Genomic DNA, 18,617 nt, shown 5'->3' with positions numbered 1-18,617 from the left:
CCGCATGTGCAACTCATTGGTTGCGAATGAAGAGGGTGCCCCGCCGGAGCGCGGCCCGGGTCAACCCGTCAGCCGGGCCGTCCACACCTCCTCGCAGGGCCAGTTGCGCGCCCAGCCGGCGGAGACCTCGGGGTAGTCCCGGTGCGCGTCGCGCGGTGCGCGGAGCTCGGTCAGGCTCTCGACGGTGAAGCCGCTCCCGCGCAGCACGCGGATCATCTCCCCGTGCGGGAGTACGAACTCCACGCGCCCGCCCCGCTCCAGCCGCCCCGGGCCGCCGGCGTCGAACTGCGGGCGGCGCAGGAAGGCGGACGCCTGCTCCCCGTCGGAGGCGCACAGCGCGTACAGCGGCGAGTAGCGCAGGAAGACCAGCAGGCCGCCGGGCACCAGCAGCCGGGCGGCCTCCGGGATCCAGCGGCGGGGATCGCACCACAGCGAGGCGCCGTACTCGCTGACGGCCAGGTCGAACGAGCCGTCACGGCACGGGACGCGCTCGGCGTCGGCGAGGAGCAGGGGGAAGCCGAGGCCGAACTCGGCCTGCATGGCGCGTGCGGTGGCGAGCTGCTCGCGGGAGAGGTCGACACCGACCGGGCGGGCGCCGGCCCGGGCCAGCCGGGCGGAGACGTAGGCGGTGCCGCAGCCCAGCTCGATCACCCGCCGTCCGGCCAGGTCGGCGGGCAGGAGGGCGAGTTCCGATTCGGGGGTGCCCCACAGGCCCCAGCCCGGTTCGGGGCCGGACCAGTGGGCGCGGGCGAGCGGGCCGTGCGCGGCGGCGGCCTCCTCGTCCCAGTAGCGCCGGTTCAGCCGTAAGTGGGCGGGGGGTTCGACGTGCGTGCCGGAAGCCGTCATGCCGGTATTGGACCCGGACCTGATCCGCACCCGCAACGGCTTTCCCCGGCGTGTGGAGAGGAAGCGCCCGCCGCTGCTCCCCTTCGGTCTGTTCAGTTGCCCTGGAGATCACCGACCGCACTCTGGGCGGCCATGACGGCCTCGGTCAGCCGCCCGGCCGCACGTCCCTGCCGTATGGCCTGCGCCAGCCATTCGTCGAGCTCCCGCTCTCCGGAGGCGGCCGACTTCTTCGCGGCTCGCATGACCTTGGCGAACACCTCGTCGCCCGGAGGCGTCGCGGTCCCGGAGTATGCGTCGATGCGTCCGACGACAGTGGTCAGGGGGGACCGCAGGGTGTCGTTCCTGGCGGCCACGGCCTCGATCAGGTCGCGTCGGCGGAGCAGGGGCTTGAGGCTGTCGTGGGTGACAGGTCCCTGGGCGAGGTCGAGGACGAGCAGGAGGGTGTCCGTGAGATGCCGTGCCAGCTCGTTGAGCTTCTCCCGCCGGGAGTTGCGCCGGTGGGTCCGGAGATTCCACAGGAAACCGAGCAGGCCGAGGAAGACGGTGGGGATGCCGATCCACAGGGTGACGACGGCCTGGGGAGGCAGGGAGGTGGCCGCGTCGTGGAGCTCCTGGGGTGGCGGGGGAGTGAGGGAGTACATCGTTCCGTTCCGGATCGGGTGTCCGTCGGCTCGGCGGACGACGGAGAAGGACGAGAGGAGACGTACGGAGCCTCGGGCCGGGGACGGCCGCGGTGTTCGCCGGGCGCGCCGGCGGAAGAGCTCAGACCGGCTGCCGACTGTTCTCGGGAACTCCGGCGAGACGGGCGAGCTCGGCGGGATCGGTCACCAGGAACCGGCGGTAACTGCTGACGACCACGTGCCCGGCCCGCAGCACGGAGACGGCGTTCTCGACGGTGGACCGGCTGACCAGCAGCGCGTCGGCGAGATCCGTCTGCCGCGGGCCGGCGATCTGGACCGTCCCGTCCGGGTGCCTCGTACCGACGGTGGCGGCGAGATGGTGCAGGAGTGCACTCACCCGTGTGAGGGGCGGCCGGGTCACGGTGCAGTACACCGCCTCGTCGGTCCGGTTGCGCTCCTCGAGGCTGAGCAGCAGCGCCTGCCGCCCCGCGCCGCGGTTGCGTGTGAGCAACCGGTGCATTCGCTCGATGTCGTACGCCAGTACCCAGGTCTCGTCCAGGCAGACAGTCTCCACCGACGAACGAGGATCGAGGAGTTTGACCTCGCCGAGGAGCTGCCCCGCCCCGCGGAAGCGAACGATCTGGGTGTCCCGGGGGCCGTAGGGATGGCGCTTCTGGGCGACACAGCCCTTCAGCACGACGAAGACGGTTCCGTCCTCGGGACCGAGGGGCAGTTCCGTGAGCCTGGTGTAACGGACGGGGTAGAGCCGGACGCCGGAGCCCTGACCGGTGACGAAGAGTGGCCAGAGCGGGTCGGGGAGGTGGCCCAGAAAGCTGTTGTCGGGCATCGGCTGCCGGCGGTGGAGCACATCGGCGAGGTTGAGCGAGTCGATCCTGGGGAGTTGGTCGGTCACTCGCCGGCCCTCATATCTGCCGGGGTGCCCCTGCCGTGCTCCCCGCTGCCGGCGGAGGCGGGCAGGGGAACGGCGCGGTGTGCCGTTCCCCGCCGGGAGGGGGGCGGGGCGGTGGGATCGGCCGACGTGGTGACGCACCGGGGAGTGCGTATGGCGGCGCCTGGCCGGGCGGCGGGGGCCATGGGTGGTCTGAGCTCCTCTTGGACGGGCGGACAGAGAACGGTGACGGGTCCGGGCCTGCCCATCGCGGCGGTTGCCCCCGACTGGTGATCGGACGACGACGGGGCAGGTGGTGGAAGAACATTACCCCGTTCCCCTCCGGGAACCACAGCTGTTCGTGACCAGGTCGCCGGGGCTGGTCAACCCGCGCCGCCGGGAATGACGGACCCTGCTGGAAGAATCCCTTCCGGCGGGGACAACGTCTTCGCAGAAGAAAAAGGAACGCTTCATTCCGCTTGTTGTGAGACTTGGAAGGAGATGCGAAATCTCCTTTCAGGGTGCGGTGGACCGGCGTTTTTCTCCGGAGTGCCCAGAGGTGGGTGCGGCCGCCTCGGTCTGTTCATCTGAGCGACAGCCGAGAGCCTCCCCGCGATGCACGGAAAAGGCCGGAGGATCCGGGGCACCACCCCGCGGATCCTCCGGCCGAACAGGTCCGGACCCGTCAAGGCTCAGACCGAAGAGCAAACTAACACCGCTGGAGAGGGTGAGGGGGCGGTCACTCTGTGGAGTCCTCCCAAAACCCTTTGAGCGGGGAATGTGGGACCTTCTTGCCGGTGGATCACGACCGGCGTGCTCGGTTGAGCGGCTCGGGCGCGAAAGTTTCGCTCATTCACTCGCCCCGGGAAGGCGAATGCGGGGGTGTCGAGGCATCACCTTCCGCAGTGTCCGGTGTTCCGGCCGTCACGGCGGCTGGCCTCCGGTGGCCGGATGCGCCTGCCGTATGCCCTTCCCCGCCAGTGTTCGGAGGACTCCGCTGTGGGACCCGGACAAGGGTACGGTCCGTGGTCGTGGAGTCACGACCGGCCTGTCTCCGGCCGTCGCCGAGGCCGGGGCGCGGTCGCCTTCCGGAAGGTGGGCGAAAATTATCGGAGGGTGATTCCCCTCTTGTCTCCCGGCTCCGGAGGGGTCCTGTGCCGGGTTTTATGTCTTGATTTCTATCGCAAATAATGGACGGGTGAGTGCGGCGCTTCGATGAAAGCGCTCTCAATGTTCGCTTGTAATGGGAGGCGGTCTTCGCTCTCTGGTTTATGACTTCGCGAGGGTGTCCTCGTGCCTCTTTTCCGTCTGGAAGGCCGAAGGGGGTTCGGGGCCGGAATCCCCTCCGTCGGGAAGTCGTCCGGGGGTGTCCGCGCCGCGGTTCCTCTGTTGCCGGGCCTCTGGTCGGCCGCACGTATGAGCGCTACGTTACCGACGGTAAGTTACCCGTCGGTCAGACTCCGGGAGCGCGCCATGCCGACAGCGACGCCAGCCCACCGCACCGTCTCCCACCGACCCGCCCCGCGCCGCCGCCGTTCCGCCGCGCTCGCAGGCTGCGCCGCCCTGGCACTGACGGCCATGGCGGCCACGGCCGTCACCCCCGCGGCGGCGGCGCCGGCGCCGGCGCCCGCGGACACCGGAAGCGCCGGAAGTGCCAGGAGCACACAGACCGGAAGCGCACAGACCGGGAGCACGGACGGCCTGCGGGAAGTGCTGTTCGTCGGCAACAACTGGGACGGCACCGCCGACGTCCTCGCCGCCACCGGCGACCACGCGCGGATCGGCCGCCTCGACGTCGTCCCCGACCGGAAGCAGCGGCTGCGGGAGATCCACCTCAACCCGGTGCGGCTCGCCTTCTTCCTGGGCATCCGCGCGACCGTCGGCGAGGGACACGATCAGTACGTCGACGACATGTACTCCACCCCCGACGGCTCGGCCGTCGTCGTCTCCCGACCGAGCTTCGCGGACGTGGTCTCCATCGACCTGGCGACCGGGGAGATCAACTGGCGTTTCCCCGTCTCGGGCTTCCGCGCCGACCACATGGCGGTCTCCCCGGACGGCGGGCGCGTCGCGGTGTCGGCCTCGACCTCCAACACCGTGCACGTCCTGGACATCGTCACGGGGAAGGAGGTCGGCTCGTTCACGACGGGCGACAAGCCGCACGAGAACGTCTTCACCGACGGCGGCCGGTACCTGTGGAACATGTCGATCGGCGAGGTCAACAACGTCCTCGACGCGCCCTGGCTCGACTGGACCAAGGGCGACCGGCGCATCACCGTCGTCGACGCGCGCACCTTCGGGCAGGTGCGGGTCGTCGACATGCGGGAGCGGCTGGACGCCTTCGGCCGCAAGGACCTCTCCGACGCGGTGCGGCCCGTGGTCTTCACGCCCGACGAGTCGAGGCTGTACTTCCAGGTGTCGTTCTTCAACGGCTTCCTGGAGTACGACATGGCCGCGGACCGGATCACCCGTCTCAAGGAGCTCCCGAAGAACCCGGACACCGACGAGGACCGCACCACCTGGGTCAACGACTCCCGCCACCACGGCATGTCGATGAACCCGGAGGGCACGAGGCTGTGCGTCGCCGGGACGATGGACGACTACGCCACCGTCGTCGACCGCGCCACGCTGCGGGAGGGCCCGCTGGTGCCGGTCGCCAAGCCGTACTGGGCGACGGTGAGCGGCGACGGGAAGCACTGCGTGGTCTCCGAGAGCGGCTCCGACAAGGTCACCGCCATCGACTTCGCCACCGGCCGCAAGGTGGTCTCGGTGCCCGTGGGCGACCACCCGCAGCGGGTGCGGCTGGGGCACGTACCGGCGGGCTGGACGGGTCCCTCGGTGGGCTGAGCCGCCACCCGCCCCTCCTGCCGTCGGCCGCCCGGCCACCACCGGATTCCGGGGCGCACGGGAGCGCGGGGATGTGCGGCGGCCGGAATGGCCTCGCGGGACGGCCTTCCCTGTGTGAGGCTGACCGCTGCAGTCCTTCGCCCTTGAGAGGTCCACATGCCGGAGAACCAGGCCGATCGTCAGGCCGACACCCAGGCCGATCCCGAAACCGAGACCGAGACCGGGAGCGGGACCGAGAACCAGAACGCGGACGACACCGAGAACGAGGTCAAGCGGAAGTTCAGGGAGGCGCTGGAGCGCAAGAAGCAGACCGGCCAGGAGCGCCGGTCGCACGAGGAGAGCCGCTCGAAGGCGGGCGGAGCGCGCCGCGAGGCCGGCCGGAAGCGGAACTTCCGCCGCAAGGCCGGCTGACGACGACCGCGCGCCGGGCCCCGGTTCCCGCTCGGGCCCGGCGCCGGTGACGTCCGGTGCCGGGCCCCTTGCGTTCTGCAGTAGAGGCCCAGTATGGATGTTGGTGGCGTATCCTTCTATGTGTATCACCAACATCCATGGAGGCTCTCATGTCCGTGACCCAGATCGATCTCGATGACGACGCTCTGGAACGCGCCATGGCCCTGGCCAAGGTGAGGACCAAGAAGGAGGCGGTCAATCTGGCTCTCAACTTCTATGCCGAGCAGCAGGAGCGCGCCGCGCGTATCAATCGGCACTTCGAGCGCGCACGCGAGTGGGGAGCCGTCGAGGACGCCGAGCGTCTGCACGAAGCGGAGAAGCGCAACCGGTGATCTACCTGCTCGACACGTCCGGTCTCGTCCGGTTGCTCAACGAACCCAAACTGAAGTCGTCGTGGTACGACGCGATCAATGCCGGGAGTATCGCCTCCTGTTATCCGCAGCGCGCGGAGTTCCTGTACAGCGCCCGGAACCGGCGCGAGTACGACGAGATCGCGGAGATGTTCGCGGACATCTATCCCGATGTGTCGGTGCCGAAGAACGCAGGACGCTGGATCGGCGCCGTGCAACACCGCATGGCCCGAGCCGGTGAACACCGCAGCGCCTCGGCGGTGGATCTGGTCATCGCCGCCACGGCCGCTCACCACGGGTTGACCGTCCTCCATGACGACGCCGACTACCGTGTCGTCGCGCGGCACACGGCCGACCTGGACGAGCACAGCGTCCGGGATGTCTTCTGAGGCTGCTCGCCACCACACTCGGCGGGCTGCCGGCCCTCTTGATCAGCGTGATGCAGGTCCCCGGCGCTGCTCAACGGCACGTTTCCTCGCCGCCCCCGGTTCCTGGTCGGCGTGGCGCAGTTCGAGGACTTCACCCTCCGCTCCGATCCCGATCTCCGGTGTGATCCTGACGTCGAAGGAGTCTTCTGAGATGTCGAGGAGCATGGCGAGGTAATCGCGGACCATGGTCTCGGCGTCGAGAAGTGTCCTGGACTGGGTGACGCCAATGCCGTCGATGTGGAGTTCCCAGCCGTGCTTCCAGCGCTTGGCGACGGTCTCGTATGTCGTGCGAGTCACTTCGTCCACCCCTCCGGCAGGCACACAAGCTTCGCTCTCGCATCGTCGACAACCCCGGGCGGAATCTCGGCGTGCCGAGGGACCTGCCCCATGAGTCGCGCCCGCGCGGGACGGCGGTTCACACCCGGGGAAAGCGGGCCTGGAGGTCCCAGACCACGGGGTTGTCGGCCAGCTCCTCGTGCAGGTCGGCGAGGTCGGCGAGCAGGTCGTGCAGGAAGTCGCGGGCCTCACGGCGCAGCGCGCCGTGGTTGACCGTCAGCGGCGGCTCGTCGGCGGACAGCCAGTCGGCGGTGATGTCCACCCAGCCGAAGCGGCGGGTGAAGCGCAGGTTGTCGGCCGACTCCACGAAGTCCAGCTCGGCGTGCTGGGGACGGGAGGCACGGCTGCCGAGCGGGTCGCGGTCGAGGCGCTCGGCGATGTCGCACAGCGCCCAGGCGAAGTCGAGCACCGGCACCGTCCCCCGGGCGGTGGACAGCTCCCGGTCGGTGTCGGTGTCCGCGAGGTAGACGTCGCCGCAGAACAGGTCGTACCGCAGCGCCCGTACGTCCGCGGTGCGGTAGTCGGTCTGCGGGGGGTCGGGGAAGCGGGTCGAGAGGGCGTAGCCGATGTCGAGCACGGGAGCGATGGTGGCACGCCGGGGGAGGGGAGGGCGCGGCGGCGCCCGGTCACTCCCGGTCGCCGCCGGAGCCGTCCGCCGCCGGCGGCTGCTCGACCACGAACGTGCCCTTGCCGTGCACGGTGACGATCAGTCCCCGCTCGCGCAGAAGCGCGGTAGCGCGCCGGACCGTCATGTAGGCGACCCCGTACTCCTCGGCGAGGGTGCGTTCGGCGGGCAGTCGGGCGCCGGGCCGCAGCTCACCGGCTGCGACACGTGCCGTGATGTGGTCCGCCAGGGCGACGTAGACGAGTTGCGGCCCCTGCGGGTCGAAGTCGGGTACCTGGCCGTGTTCACTCACATGGGCAACGTAAAGCAGCCATGACCTGCATAAACGACTAGATAGCTATGTATAGCTCTGTATGGCTTATAGAGTGTGTCAGTACAGGACCCCCGCGGCCGGTGGCGCCCGGCCCGGGGGCGTGGCCAACGCTGTGAAGGAGCGTCGACGTGGGTGAGCTTATCCGTTGCTGTCTCGGGTGGGTCAGGGCTGTGGTGTGGCCGCCGGGCGGTGGGCGGCACCGGGCCGGTGGGGGCGGTGTGCCGTCGTGTGCGGCCGGGGTGGGGGCGGCCCGCCCGGCGCCGATGTCGCGTCCGGTGGCGTGGCCGGAATCGGGGTCGGCGGGTGCGCCGTGGGTGTTGTGGGGGGTGAGCCGGGCGAGGCGGCGGGCGGGGATGCGGATCTTCCTGACCGGTGCCGCGCTGCCGTTTCCGGTGCGGCGGTGGGGAGGGTGGCTGCGGGACGAGCCGCCCTACTGGGATCCCACGCCGCTGGTGCGACCGTATGTCGTCGCGCACGAGCAGGGCGAGCGGCGCCGGGCGCTGGCTCTGGCACTGGACGGGATCGACGTCGGCCCGCCGGTGATCCACGGGGTGCGGGTGGGGGCGGCGGCCCGGTGAGCGGGCGGCTGCTGCACTGCTGCCGGTGTGGGCGGCTGACGGACCGGCCGGTCCTGGTGGAGGTGATCGAGAGCGGTTCCGGTCCGGGCGGGCTGCTGTACGCCTGCCCGGCGCACGCCCGCTGGTTCGCCACCCGGCCGGGGGCGCCGAGCTGGATCGCCGAGGAGTTGCGGGCCCTGGCGGCGGAGAAGGGCTACCGCTCGGTGGCCTGCCGCCTGGGGCAGCACGCCACGTGCCGGGAGGACGCGGAGGCCGTACCGCCGTGCGAGGGCGTCACCGTCCTGCGCTGCACCTGCCCCTGTCACCCGGTGCCCGTCCCGCCGGGGTGACGTGAGCGGTGTCCGTGCCGCCCGCCGGGCTCCCCGGCGGGCGGCACGGACGCGGACACCGGGGGCGCCGGGGGTCACTGCCGGTAGCCGGTGAGGAAGCGGCCGATGCGGCTGATGGCCGCGTCGAGGTCGTCGGCGGCCGGCAGGGTGAGGATGCGGAAGTGGTCGGGGCGGGGCCAGTTGAAGCCGGTGCCCTGCACCACCTGGATCTTCTCGCGCAGCAGCAGGTCGAGGACGAACTTCTCGTCGTCGTGGATGCGGTGCACGGCCGGGTCCAGCCGGGGGAAGGCGTAGAGCGCACCCTTGGGCTTGACGCAGGAGACGCCGGGGATCTCGTTGAGCTTCTCCCAGGCCCGGTCGCGCTGCTCCCGCAGCCGCCCGCCGGGCAGCACCAGCTCCCGGACGCTCCGGGGACCGGCGAGGGCGGCCCGGACGGCGTACTGCCCCGGGGCGTTGGCGCACAGCCGCATCGAGGCGAGCATGCGCAGTCCTTCGAGGAAGTCGGCGGCGTGGTGCTTCGGGCCGGAGACCACCATCCACCCCGCGCGGTACCCGGCGACCCGGTAGGCCTTGGACAGACCGCTGAACGTCAGGCACAGCACGTCGGGGGCGACGGCGGCGGCCAGGTGGTGGACGTGGTCGTCGTAGAGGATCTGGTCGTAGATCTCGTCCGCGAACACCATGAGGTGGTGGCGGCGGGCGAGGTCGAGCATGCCCTCCAGGATCTCGCGCGGATAGACCGCCCCGGTGGGGTTGTTGGGGTTGATGATCACCAGGGCCCGAGTCCGGTCGGTGATCTTCGCGGCGAGGTCGTCGAGGTCGGGGAACCAGTCGGCGCCCTCGTCGCACAGGTAGTGCACGGGCCTGCCGCCCGCCAGGGTGGTGACCGCCGTCCACAGCGGGAAGTCGGGGGTGGGGATCAGCACCTCGTCGCCGTCGTCCACGAAGGCCTGGACCGCCATGGAGATCAGTTCGGAGACGCCGTTGCCCAGGTAGACGTCCGCCACGTCCACCTCGGCCAGCCCGCGCTCCCGGTAGTACCCGGCCACCGCCCGCCGGGCCGGCAGTATGCCGCGGGAGTCGGTGTAGCCGTGGGACTCGGCCAGGCCGCGGCTCACCTCCCGCACGATCTCCTCGGGCGCGTCGAAGCCGAACAGCGCCGGGTTGCCGGTGTTCAGCCGCAGCACGCTGTGCCCGGCGGCCTCCAGGGCGTCGGCGTGCTCGATGACCGGGCCGCGGATCTCGTAGCAGACCCCCGTCAGCTTGCTCGACTGCCTGAACTCCATGCGACGCGCTCCTGACCTCGTCCTGCCTCGGCTCTCACCCGTGCCCGGCAGCCTACTTGGTTTTTCCAAGTCTACGGTTGGAATTTCCAACTCTCACCTACACTGGCGGCATGCCGCGCCGAACCTACGATCAGTACTGCGCCGTCGCCCGGGCCCTGGACCGGGTGGGCGACAGATGGACCCTGCTGATCGTGCGGGAGCTGCTGGCGGGCCCGCGCCGCTACACCGACCTGCACGCCGACCTGCCCGGCGTGAGCACCGACGTCCTCGCCTCCCGGCTCAAGGACATGGAGAAGGACGGTCTGGCCGCCCGCCGCCGCCTCCCGGCGCCGAGCGCGTCCACCGTGTACGAGCTCACCGAACGCGGCCGCGAGCTGACCCCGGTGCTGGCCGCGCTGGCCGGCTGGGGCGCCGGCGAGCTGGCCGGACGCGGTCCCACCGACGCCGTACGGGCCCACTGGTTCGCCATTCCGCTGATGCGCCTCCTCGCCGACGCCGCCGCCCCCCGCGGCGGGGTGGCCGAGGTCGAGGTCGACGAAGGCGTCTTCCACCTGCGCCTCACGGCCGCCGGCCCCTCGTACGGGGACGGCCCGGCGCAGCGGGCGGATGTCCGCCTGGTGATGCGGACGGACACCTGCGTCGCCCTCGTGCAGGGGCGTCTGACCGTCCCGGAGGCGCTGGCGGCGGGCGCGGTCGAGGTCACGGGGGAGGGGGAGCTGGCCGGGGCGCTCCGCTCCCCGGCCGCGGCGGGGGCTACCGGTCGGTAATCCGGTGTCCGGGGTGGTACGCCGCCTGTCGGGAGCGCCCGCGGACCGCGCCGCCGTGCGAGGGCGTCACCGTCCTGTCTCCATTCCTGCTCCTGTCCCTGTTCCCGGCGCGGCGCCGAACAGGTCCGTCGAGGGGCGGCCCGCGTCCCGTGTTTCGTAACTCACGGTAATCGACAACAGAACGGTAAGGAAGTGGTAGAAGACTTGACCTGTTCTGCGCGCCGATCCTAGGGTTCGAGAACTTAAATCCCATGTGTAGACACGAAATGATCGGGAATCCACGCGGCCGCCACCGTCGCCGCCGCCCGGACCGATACGCGCGAGGCAGGAAGTCGATGCGGCCGTTACGGCGGGCCGCCCGGCCGCCGCTGCGGGCCTGCCGCCGGCGCACGCGTTTCTCCCCGGGATCTTCGGCATGGGGGAACACAGGTGAGAGGTCTCCGGGCATGGTCGCTCCCGGCCGCGGGCGGTTAGCCGCGCGACTGCCGTAGGGCGGCCCAATCGCCGTGCGGGGGAGGCCGATTCCGCGCAGCCCTTGCCTGTCCTGTCCACGCAGCCTTACGTCACTACTGAAATTCTCATAGCTCTTTCCGGAAGGTGCACGATGCAGAGAGCAGCGCTGGGGTCCACCACGGCGGGCCGCAAGGGATTCCGGCGGCACCGTGCCGTCACACTGACGGCGGCGGCCCTGGCCGCCTCGCTGGTGCTCACCGCCTGCGGCAGCGGCGGCTCCGACGAACCGGCCGGTGACGCCCTGGAGGTCTGGATCTACCAGGACGCCTCGATCAAGGTGCAGGAGGCCGCCGTCGATCGCTTCAACGAGAAGTCCGACGTCAAGGTCAAACTCGTTCCGGTGCCCGGTGAGAGTTACCAGGACAGGATGCGCACCGCCATGGGCACCTCCAACGCCCCCGACATCTTCTTCAACTGGGGCGGCGGCAGCATCCGCAGCTTCGTCGAGGAGGACATGCTGGTCGATCTCACCCCCGAGTTCGAGGCGGACGCCGATCTCAGCAGCGCGTTCATCCCCTCGATCCTGGAGTCCGCCAAGATCGACGGGAAGTACTACGGCGTCCCGATGCGCGGCATGCAGCCGGTGATCCTCTTCTACAACAAGGAAGTCTTCAAGAAGGCCGGCAACGAGCAGCCCCCGTCGGACTGGAAAGAGCTCCTGACGCTGATCGACGTCTTCAAGGAGCAGGGCGTCACCCCCTTCGCGCTGGCCGGCACCGACGCCTGGACCGAACTGATGTGGGTCGAGTACCTGCTGGACCGCATCGGCGGCGCCGAGGTCTTCAACAAGATCCGCAGCGGCGACTCCGAGGCCTGGGGCGACCCGGCCGTCCTGAAGACCGCCGAGACCATCCGCGACCTGGTGGACCGCGGCGCGTTCGGCAACACCTTCCAGTCCGTCGACTACACCTCCGACGGCGCCTCCACGCTCTTCGCCAAGGGCAAGGCCGCCATGCACCTGATGGGCAGCTGGGAGTACTCCAACCAGCAGACCAACCAGCCGGACTTCGCGGAGAAGGGCCTGGACTGGGTCACCTTCCCCGAGTTCCCCGGAGGAAAGGGCTCCACCGGGAACGTGGTGGGCAACCCGGCCAACTTCTGGTCGATCAACTCCAAGCTGGAGGGCAAGGAGCGCGAGGCGGCCATCGAGTTCGTCAAGACCGCCGCCGACGAGGAGTACGTCGAGGAGATGGTGGACAACGGGGAGGTTCCCGCCACCACCAACGCCGAGAACATGCTCATCGGGCACCCCGCCCCGGGCTACGCGCTCTTCCAGTACGACCTGGTGCGCGACGCCTCGTCCTTCACCCTCTCCTGGGACCAGGCGCTGCCCGCCCAGCAGGCCACGCCGATGCTGACCAACATCCAGAAGCTGTTCAACAAGCAGCTCAGCCCCGAGGAGTTCGTCGAGGAGATGAAGTCCCTCAAGTGAGGCGGAACCAGTGAGGCGGACGGCGGCCTGACCGCCGCTCGTCCGACGCGTGCGGGCCGGCCCGGGGCACTGTCCCGGGCCGGCCCGCACGCACATGCGCCCGGCACGGGGCGGGGGCGGAACGCGGGAGGGCGCCCGGCACCGCGTGTGCGGTACCGGGCGCCCTCCCGTGCGGCGCCCGTGCGGCGCCGGGTGTCCGTCAGACGCCGACGCCGAAGTCCTGGGCGATGCCCGCCAGGCCCGAGGCGTAGCCCTGGCCGACGGCGCGGAACTTCCACTCCGCGCCGTGCCGGTACAGCTCGCCGAAGACCATGGCGGTCTCGGTGGCCGCGTCCTCGCTCAGGTCGTAGCGGGCGATCTCGGTGCCGCCGGCCTGGTTGAGGATGCGGATGTAGGCGTTGCGCACCTGGCCGAAGTTCTGGCTGCGGGTCTCGGCGTCGTAGATCGACACCGGGAAGACGATCTTGTCGATGTCGGCGGGCAGCGCCGCCAGGTTGACGTTGATCTGCTCGTCGTCGCCCTCGCCCTCACCCGTGCGGTTGTCACCGGTGTGGACGATCGACTGGTCCGGGGTGGCCTTGTTGTTGAAGAAGACGAAGTGCTGCTCCGAGTAGACCTGGCCGCCCGGGTTCACCGCGATGGCGCTGGCATCGAGGTCGAAGTCGGTGCCGGTGGTCGTACGGACGTCCCAGCCGAGGCCGACCGTCACGGCGGTCAGGCCGGGGGCCTCCTTGGTGAGCGAGACGTTGCCGCCCTTGGACAGGCTTACAGCCATGGGGATGCCCTTCTGTGCTGTTTCACTATCTGGTGGCCCTGGGCCTGGACCGGCCCGGATGCATGGTTCGTTGTCTACCCTCTCCAACGCCGTCGGCCGGTGAAGGGGTTCCACGATTCTTTACCTTCTTTGCCGGCCTCGCGGGGAGGCGCGGAACCGGTGTGGCGGAAAACGCCGTGACGCCGGACCCGATGGGCGGGATCATGGGAGGCATGCCCGGGCCCTATCTCATACGCGGCTCGGTCTCCCTGCCGGAGGCCGAGCTCGTCTGGCGTTTCTCCCGCTCCTCCGGGCCCGGCGGCCAGCACGTCAACACCTCGGACAGCCGGGCCGAGCTGCGCTTCGACCTCGCGGGCACCGAGGCGCTGCCCCCGGTGTGGAAGGAACGCGCGCTGGAGAGGCTCGCGGGCCGGCTGGTGGACGGGGTGCTCGTCGTACGGGCCGGGGAGCACCGTTCCCAGTGGCGCAACCGCGAGGCCGCCGCCGTACGGATGACCACCCTGCTGGCGGAGGCGACGGCCCCGCCGCCGCGCCCGCGCAAGAAGCGCGGCGTCCCGCGCGGCATCAACGAGCGGCGGCTGCGGGGCAAGAAGCACCGCGCCGACATCAAGCGCGGCCGCTCCGGCCGAGACTGGACCTGACGGCCGGCGGTCCGGCGGTCGGCGATCCGGCGGCCCGGCGGCCCGACCGTCCCGCCGCTCCTCTCCGGGCGTCACCCCGGGGCGTTAAGCTCCCGCGCCATGGACACAGGGGGGCCCGCGAGACGGGTGATCGACGACCGCTTCGAGCTGGTGGGACGGCTCGGCGGCGGGGGCATGGGGGTGGTGTGGCGGGCACGTGACCTGACCCTCCACCGCGACGTGGCGGTGAAGGAGGTGCGGCCACCGGACCCCGGGCTCGCCGAGTACGACCCGGAGGCCGCCCGCCACCTGCGGGAACGCGTCCTGCGGGAGGCCCGTGCGCTGGCCCGCGTCCACCACCCGAACGTGGCGACCATCCACCACATCGTGGACGACGGCGAGGGGACGTACCCCTGGATCGTGATGGAGCTCGTCACCGGCGGCTCGCTCCAGAACCGGCTCGACAAGGGACCCCTGACACCCGGGGAGGCCGCCCGGACGGGCCGCGAGGTGCTGGCCGGACTGCGCGCGGTGCACGCCGCCGGGATCGAGCACCGCGACGTCAAGCCCGCCAACATCCTGCTGCGCCCGGACGGCCGCCCCGTCCTCACGGACTTCGGCATCGCGGCCGGCCAGGAGTTCACCAGCCTGACCGCCACCGGGTCGATCATCGGCTCCCCCGACTTCATGGCACCCGAGCGCGTCGCGGGCCGGGACGGGGGTCCCGCCGCGGACCTGTGGTCGCTGGCCATGACGCTGTACGTGGCGGTGGAGGGGCACCACCCGATGCGCAGGGGGAACACGCTCGCCACCCTCGCGGCGGTACTCGGCGAGGACGTGCCCCCGCCCCGGTTCGCCGGTCCGCTGACCGGGCTGCTGACCGCGCTGCTCGTACGGGACCCGGAGGCCCGGCCCGACGCGGAGGCCGTGGACCGGATGCTGGCGGCCGTGGCGGAGGGGAAGGGTGCCGCGACCGCAGCCGCGGCCGTGTCCACCACCACCGCCACCTCCTACCGGCTGCCCCCGCCCGCCGCGCCGCCCGCCGCGGAGCCCGGGGCGGGCGGCGCGGCGCAGGCGCCGACGAGGCCCCCGGCGGGGCCCGGGGCGCAACGCCGCAGGCGGGTGCCCGGACTCCGCGCACTCGCCGTCACGGCCGCGTTCGCCGGTACGGTCCTGTCCGGTGCCGCGCTCTGGAACCTGCTCCCGGACTCCGGCGGCGACGGCGACGACTCCGGCGCGGGCCCGCGCGGACGCGTCACGGCCGCGCCCTCGCCCTCCACCACCTCCGGCGGCTCCCCGGCCGGGGAGCCCGTCAACGCCGACGACGCCGGCGACAACGACGACGCCGGCAACGGGGACGAGGCCGCCGACCTGCTGACCCCCGAGGGGATCCGCACCGCCGTCGCCGAACTCGAGAAGGTGATGGGCGGGACGACCGTCACCCAGCTCGCGATCTACGAGGAGTACGCGATCGCCCAGGCGCCGGTGAAGGGCGACAAGAAGCTCTACGACCGGTTCACCTACCGCGCCGGAAGCGACGCGGCCGTCCACGACGGCGCCGGCGGCACCATCACCGACGGCACCGTGCCGGTGGACCTGGGCGAGTACGACTGGGACGCCGTGCCCGGCCTGCTCCGCCGGGCCGAGCGGACCCTCGGCGTGGAGAAGCCCACCATGCGGTACGTCCTCGTCTCGCCCGCGTCGACGGTCTTCGACACGGGGCCGAGCATGAACGTCTACCTCACCGACGACTACGGCGGCGCGTACCTGAAGGCGACACCGGAGGGGGAGGTCGTCGCGACCTACCCGCGGGAGAACGGCTGAGATACGACGCAGGGCCCGTACCGCCGCTCATCGGCGGTACGGGCCCTGCTGCCGGTCGTCGGTTACGCCCGGCGCCGGACGCTGATGACGCCTGCGGTGGCGGCGACGACCACGAGTACGGCGGCCCCGATGCCGATGGCGAGCCACGGCGTCCCGCTGCTGCCGTTCTCCTCCGACGCGGCAGTCTGCTCCCCGCCGGAGTCGACGGAGGCGTCGTCGCTGTTCTTCGCGTCAGCTGCGCCTGTGCCGTCGTCAGCCTCGGGAGAGGGTGACTTGGAGGCTTCGAGGGAGGCGAAGTGCTTGGAGAACAGCGGACTCTCGTCGGCCGGCCCCGGGTCGCCCTTACCGTCGACAAGGACCTGTGCGGGCCTGACGGAGCCGTAACCGATGTACATGCTGGGCTTGTCGCTCTTGTCTTTCCGCCCCGCCGTCTCGATCATCACCCGCAGGACCTGGTGGTTGGTCCAGTCGGGGTGCTCGGACCAGATGAGGGCCGCCGTGGCGGACGCGATAGCAGCCGCCTGGCTGGTGCCGCCGGGGTCACCGGGAGCGGAGAGTGCAAGATGAGGGCCGTAGTTGGAGAAGTCGGCCACTTCTCCGTCCTTGTTCGCCGCGCCCACGGTGACGACGCCAGGAAGCGTAGCCGGGTAGTCACCTTCCTCCACGTGCTGGCCATCGTTTCCGGAAGCGGCGAAGATGAGTTTGCCGCGTTTGCTGGCTTCGTTGATCGCGTCCTGGAGTTCGGTTATCTGCTCTGTGGTTAGACCAGCCATCCCCTGTGAGATATTGATTACCTTGGCCTCGCTCCTGGCGGCGTAGCGGATGGCTTCGATGACCCTCTTGTTCCAGCTGGTCACAAATGAGATCTCGTCTCCCGTCTTCAGGGGGAGGATCTTTGCTCCTGGAGCTAGGCCCTTGAGGCTGTTATCCGCTCCTGAGCCGGCGATCAGAGCGGCCATGTCTGTCCCGTGACCGTCTACGTCCTTGTGGGCGTTGCGCCCCTTGGGGAGGAAGCTTTTTCCTGGGAGCAGTCTGTTCTGTAGACCGGGGATCGGGTTAACGCCGGAGTCGATGACAGCGACGGTCACCCCTTCTCCTTTGGAGACCTTCCACACCTCCGGCATGCCCATGGCATCGATGTACCACTGCTGGTTCGGCTTGATATCTGCGATGGCCGGAGTGGAGAAGACTCCTAGGGGAACGAGCATGGCTGCCAGCAGCGCTAGTACGTTCAGTGCTCGCCTCTGTGGGGAGAGGGCATGGGTTCGCATGGCGCAGTGCACTTTCTCGGGAGTTAGTCGATGACCGGTGGCACCACGTTCCGCTGCCCGGTTGCCCAGGTTTCCTCGTCTTCGGCGAGGTATTCGGGCCGGCCGGGGCTCCGTCGACGATTCTCCGGTGGGGGGTTGATGTTGGTCGGCCGTGCTGCCATACCGGAGGCGGCGCCTCCTCCTCGGACAAGTCCAGTGCCGCCTGGCTGCGATGCCATCGGGCGCCCTGGGTGTGTGCCGTTGTTTGCTGGGGTTCCGTTACCCCCAAGCCTCCGGGGACCCCCACAGACCGCCTGCAGAGGAACAGAGGTACGGCTGGCTCTGACTATCGGTCACGCCCGGCGCCGTACGGTGATGACGCCTGAGGTGGCGGCGACGACCACGAGCGCGGCGGCTCCGATGCCGATGGCGAGCCACGGCGTCCCGCTGCTGCCGCTCTCCTCCGGTGCGGCGTCCTGTTCCTTGCCGGAGTCGGTGGAGGAGTCGTCGCTGTTCTTCGCGTCGCCCGCATCGGTGCCGTCGTCGGTCTCGGGGGAGGGCGACTTGGAGGCTTCGAGGGAGGCGAAGTACTTGGAGAACAGCGGGCTCTTGTCAGCCGGACCGGGGTCGCCGTCCCCGTCGACGAGGACCTGCGCGGGCCTGACGATGCCGTGACCGAGGTACATGCTGGGCTTCTCACCCCGCATCGACCGCCCTGTCGTCTCGATCATCACTCGCAGGACCTGGTGGTTGGTCCAGTCGGGATGCTCAGACCAGATGAGGGCGGCGGAGGCGGATGCAATAGCAGCCGCCTGGCTGGTGCCGCCGGGGTCACCGGGGGCGGAAAGCGCCAGGTGTGGACCGTAATTGGAGAAGTTCGCCACCTTCCCGTCCTCGCCCACCGCGCCTACGGTGACGACACCGGGAAGGATTGACGGGTACTCACTCTTCTCCACTTTTTTGCCATCATTGCCTGAGGAAGCAAAGATGATCTTTCCGCGATCATTGGCCTCGTTAATCGCGTCCTGCATTTCAAGGAGAGTCTCGTAATCCAAAGTTCCCAGGCCTTGCGAGATATTGATGATCTTGGCCTCGCTTCTGGCCGCGTACCGAATCGCGTTGACCAGTGTTTTGTCCCAGCTGGTGATAAATTCAGTCTTGATGTGAGTGCGTAGAGGGAGGATTTTTGCTTCGGGAGCCAGTCCTCGAAGGCTGTTCGCTGCCCCGGAGCCTGCGATCAGAGCGGCCATGTCCGTTCCGTGGCCTCCCACATCTTCGCGTGCGTCGGGGTCCTCAGGAACGAAGCTTTTACCCGGCAGGAGCCTGTCTCCAAGGCCTGGTGTCGGATTCACTCCGGAGTCGATGACGGCGACCGTCATGCCCTTGCCCTTGGTGACTTTCCACAGCTCCGGTGCCTTCATGGCGTTGAGGTACCACTGCTCGTGTGGCTTGACATCTGCGACGGCCGGAGCGGAGAAGAACCCCAGAGGAACGAGCATGACTGCCAGCAGTATTGCAGTACTTAGTGCTCGCCTCTGT

Annotated in this window: 20 protein-coding genes; 10 read left to right on the top strand and 10 right to left on the bottom strand. The window is 70.0% G+C overall.

Annotated features, from left to right (window positions below):
- Nucleotides 1-60: 60 nt before the first annotated feature.
- The 3 genes from CUT44_RS12115 to CUT44_RS12105 form a co-directional block, all read right to left on the bottom strand.
- Nucleotides 61-846 carry a class I SAM-dependent methyltransferase gene (locus CUT44_RS12115; protein WP_100201967.1) on the bottom strand — a complete coding sequence of 262 codons (786 nt, stop codon included), beginning with the start codon at nt 844-846 and terminating at the stop codon, nt 61-63.
- A 92-nt stretch (nt 847-938) separates the two neighbouring features.
- Nucleotides 939-1,487, bottom strand: a complete 549-nt coding sequence (locus CUT44_RS12110) for a hypothetical protein (RefSeq protein WP_100201966.1) — start codon at nt 1,485-1,487, stop codon at nt 939-941.
- A gap of 121 nt (nt 1,488-1,608) precedes the next feature.
- Entirely contained in the window at nt 1,609-2,379 is a 771-nt protein-coding gene (locus CUT44_RS12105) for a Crp/Fnr family transcriptional regulator (RefSeq protein WP_100201965.1), read from the bottom strand.
- A 1,449-nt stretch (nt 2,380-3,828) separates the two neighbouring features.
- Here CUT44_RS12105 and CUT44_RS12100 point away from each other — a divergent pair.
- The 4 genes from CUT44_RS12100 (at nt 3,829) to CUT44_RS12085 (ending at nt 6,391) form a co-directional block, all read left to right on the top strand.
- Nucleotides 3,829-5,202: a YncE family protein gene (locus tag CUT44_RS12100; protein WP_100201964.1), complete on the top strand. Its 1,374-nt coding sequence runs from the start codon at nt 3,829-3,831 to the stop codon at nt 5,200-5,202.
- 156 nt (nt 5,203-5,358) lie between these two features.
- A complete protein-coding gene (locus CUT44_RS12095; protein ID WP_100201963.1) occupies nt 5,359-5,613 on the top strand; it encodes a DUF5302 domain-containing protein in 255 nt (84 codons plus the stop codon).
- A gap of 149 nt (nt 5,614-5,762) precedes the next feature.
- On the top strand, nt 5,763-5,984 hold the full coding sequence (locus CUT44_RS12090; protein WP_199185686.1) for a type II toxin-antitoxin system VapB family antitoxin: 222 nt from the start codon (nt 5,763-5,765) through the stop codon (nt 5,982-5,984).
- The gene (locus tag CUT44_RS12085) at nt 5,981-6,391 is read left to right on the top strand and encodes a PIN domain-containing protein (RefSeq protein WP_100201962.1); all 411 of its coding nucleotides are present in this window, start codon (nt 5,981-5,983) and stop codon (nt 6,389-6,391) included. The genes CUT44_RS12090 and CUT44_RS12085 overlap by 4 nt, the downstream gene beginning before the upstream one ends.
- Before the next feature lie 42 nt (nt 6,392-6,433).
- On the opposite strand, the gene CUT44_RS12080 is transcribed toward CUT44_RS12085, so the two are convergent.
- The 3 genes from CUT44_RS12080 to CUT44_RS12070 all read right to left on the bottom strand — a co-directional run bounded on the left by CUT44_RS12080 (nt 6,434) and on the right by CUT44_RS12070 (nt 7,683).
- Complete coding sequence (locus CUT44_RS12080; RefSeq protein WP_146252208.1) at nt 6,434-6,727, bottom strand: hypothetical protein; 294 nt, start codon at nt 6,725-6,727, stop codon at nt 6,434-6,436.
- Nucleotides 6,728-6,845: 118 nt separating this feature from the next.
- Nucleotides 6,846-7,343: a hypothetical protein gene (locus CUT44_RS12075; protein ID WP_100201960.1), complete on the bottom strand. Its 498-nt coding sequence runs from the start codon at nt 7,341-7,343 to the stop codon at nt 6,846-6,848.
- 49 nt (nt 7,344-7,392) lie between these two features.
- Nucleotides 7,393-7,683 (bottom strand): GntR family transcriptional regulator, encoded by a 291-nt coding sequence (locus tag CUT44_RS12070; RefSeq protein ID WP_100201959.1) that lies wholly within the window; start codon nt 7,681-7,683, stop codon nt 7,393-7,395.
- A gap of 374 nt (nt 7,684-8,057) precedes the next feature.
- On the opposite strand from CUT44_RS12070, the gene CUT44_RS12065 reads away from it, so the two are divergent.
- Both CUT44_RS12065 and CUT44_RS12060 read left to right on the top strand, forming a co-directional pair.
- A complete protein-coding gene (locus tag CUT44_RS12065; protein WP_100201958.1) occupies nt 8,058-8,282 on the top strand; it encodes a hypothetical protein in 225 nt (74 codons plus the stop codon).
- Nucleotides 8,279-8,611 (top strand): hypothetical protein, encoded by a 333-nt coding sequence (locus CUT44_RS12060; RefSeq protein ID WP_100201957.1) that lies wholly within the window; start codon nt 8,279-8,281, stop codon nt 8,609-8,611. The genes CUT44_RS12065 and CUT44_RS12060 overlap by 4 nt, the downstream gene beginning before the upstream one ends.
- Before the next feature lie 74 nt (nt 8,612-8,685).
- Here the strand turns inward: CUT44_RS12060 and CUT44_RS12055 are convergent, their stop codons facing one another.
- Complete coding sequence (locus tag CUT44_RS12055) at nt 8,686-9,897, bottom strand: pyridoxal phosphate-dependent aminotransferase (protein ID WP_100201956.1); 1,212 nt, start codon at nt 9,895-9,897, stop codon at nt 8,686-8,688.
- Nucleotides 9,898-10,007: 110 nt separating this feature from the next.
- On the opposite strand from CUT44_RS12055, the gene CUT44_RS12050 reads away from it, so the two are divergent.
- Nucleotides 10,008-10,664: a winged helix-turn-helix transcriptional regulator gene (locus tag CUT44_RS12050; RefSeq protein ID WP_100201955.1), complete on the top strand. Its 657-nt coding sequence runs from the start codon at nt 10,008-10,010 to the stop codon at nt 10,662-10,664.
- A 604-nt stretch (nt 10,665-11,268) separates the two neighbouring features.
- Nucleotides 11,269-12,609 carry an extracellular solute-binding protein gene (locus CUT44_RS12045; protein ID WP_100201954.1) on the top strand — a complete coding sequence of 447 codons (1,341 nt, stop codon included), beginning with the start codon at nt 11,269-11,271 and terminating at the stop codon, nt 12,607-12,609.
- A 199-nt stretch (nt 12,610-12,808) separates the two neighbouring features.
- Here CUT44_RS12045 and CUT44_RS12040 read toward each other — a convergent pair whose 3' ends face one another.
- Nucleotides 12,809-13,384 carry a TerD family protein gene (locus tag CUT44_RS12040; RefSeq protein WP_100201953.1) on the bottom strand — a complete coding sequence of 192 codons (576 nt, stop codon included), beginning with the start codon at nt 13,382-13,384 and terminating at the stop codon, nt 12,809-12,811.
- Nucleotides 13,385-13,587: 203 nt separating this feature from the next.
- On the opposite strand from CUT44_RS12040, the gene arfB reads away from it, so the two are divergent.
- Nucleotides 13,588-14,025 carry an alternative ribosome rescue aminoacyl-tRNA hydrolase ArfB gene (arfB, locus tag CUT44_RS12035; RefSeq protein WP_100202098.1) on the top strand — a complete coding sequence of 146 codons (438 nt, stop codon included), beginning with the start codon at nt 13,588-13,590 and terminating at the stop codon, nt 14,023-14,025.
- A 99-nt stretch (nt 14,026-14,124) separates the two neighbouring features.
- Nucleotides 14,125-15,828, top strand: a complete 1,704-nt coding sequence (locus tag CUT44_RS12030) for a serine/threonine-protein kinase (protein ID WP_100201952.1) — start codon at nt 14,125-14,127, stop codon at nt 15,826-15,828.
- Nucleotides 15,829-15,890: 62 nt separating this feature from the next.
- Here the strand turns inward: CUT44_RS12030 and CUT44_RS12025 are convergent, their stop codons facing one another.
- Nucleotides 15,891-17,099 carry a S8 family serine peptidase gene (locus CUT44_RS12025; protein WP_100201951.1) on the bottom strand — a complete coding sequence of 403 codons (1,209 nt, stop codon included), beginning with the start codon at nt 17,097-17,099 and terminating at the stop codon, nt 15,891-15,893.
- Nucleotides 17,100-17,431: 332 nt separating this feature from the next.
- Nucleotides 17,432-18,577, bottom strand: coding sequence for a S8 family serine peptidase (locus CUT44_RS12020; RefSeq protein WP_158239604.1), 1,146 nt, complete (start codon nt 18,575-18,577; stop codon nt 17,432-17,434).
- Nucleotides 18,578-18,617 lie beyond the last annotated feature (40 nt).

It is taken from the genome of Streptomyces carminius, from assembly GCF_002794255.1.
GTDB lineage: Bacteria > Actinomycetota > Actinomycetes > Streptomycetales > Streptomycetaceae > Streptomyces > Streptomyces carminius.
This window is presented reverse-complemented; position numbering and strand designations above follow the sequence as displayed.

What these genes read in the sequence shown, in the direction of transcription:
- CUT44_RS12115 (WP_100201967.1), bottom strand. Translation starts at nt 846, where the DNA reads ATGACGGCTTCCGGCACGCACGTCGAACCCCCCGCCCACTTACGGCTG.
- CUT44_RS12110 (WP_100201966.1), bottom strand. Translation starts at nt 1,487, where the DNA reads ATGTACTCCCTCACTCCCCCGCCACCCCAGGAGCTCCACGACGCGGCC.
- CUT44_RS12100 (WP_100201964.1), top strand. Translation starts at nt 3,829, where the DNA reads ATGCCGACAGCGACGCCAGCCCACCGCACCGTCTCCCACCGACCCGCC.
- CUT44_RS12095 (WP_100201963.1), top strand. Translation starts at nt 5,359, where the DNA reads ATGCCGGAGAACCAGGCCGATCGTCAGGCCGACACCCAGGCCGATCCC.
- CUT44_RS12090 (WP_199185686.1), top strand. Translation starts at nt 5,763, where the DNA reads ATGTCCGTGACCCAGATCGATCTCGATGACGACGCTCTGGAACGCGCC.
- CUT44_RS12065 (WP_100201958.1), top strand. Translation starts at nt 8,058, where the DNA reads ATGCGGATCTTCCTGACCGGTGCCGCGCTGCCGTTTCCGGTGCGGCGG.
- CUT44_RS12055 (WP_100201956.1), bottom strand. Translation starts at nt 9,897, where the DNA reads ATGGAGTTCAGGCAGTCGAGCAAGCTGACGGGGGTCTGCTACGAGATC.
- CUT44_RS12050 (WP_100201955.1), top strand. Translation starts at nt 10,008, where the DNA reads ATGCCGCGCCGAACCTACGATCAGTACTGCGCCGTCGCCCGGGCCCTG.
- CUT44_RS12045 (WP_100201954.1), top strand. Translation starts at nt 11,269, where the DNA reads ATGCAGAGAGCAGCGCTGGGGTCCACCACGGCGGGCCGCAAGGGATTC.
- CUT44_RS12040 (WP_100201953.1), bottom strand. Translation starts at nt 13,384, where the DNA reads ATGGCTGTAAGCCTGTCCAAGGGCGGCAACGTCTCGCTCACCAAGGAG.
- arfB (WP_100202098.1), top strand. Translation starts at nt 13,588, where the DNA reads ATGGGAGGCATGCCCGGGCCCTATCTCATACGCGGCTCGGTCTCCCTG.
- CUT44_RS12030 (WP_100201952.1), top strand. Translation starts at nt 14,125, where the DNA reads ATGGACACAGGGGGGCCCGCGAGACGGGTGATCGACGACCGCTTCGAG.
- CUT44_RS12025 (WP_100201951.1), bottom strand. Translation starts at nt 17,099, where the DNA reads ATGCGAACCCATGCCCTCTCCCCACAGAGGCGAGCACTGAACGTACTA.
- CUT44_RS12020 (WP_158239604.1), bottom strand. Translation starts at nt 18,577, where the DNA reads ATGCTCGTTCCTCTGGGGTTCTTCTCCGCTCCGGCCGTCGCAGATGTC.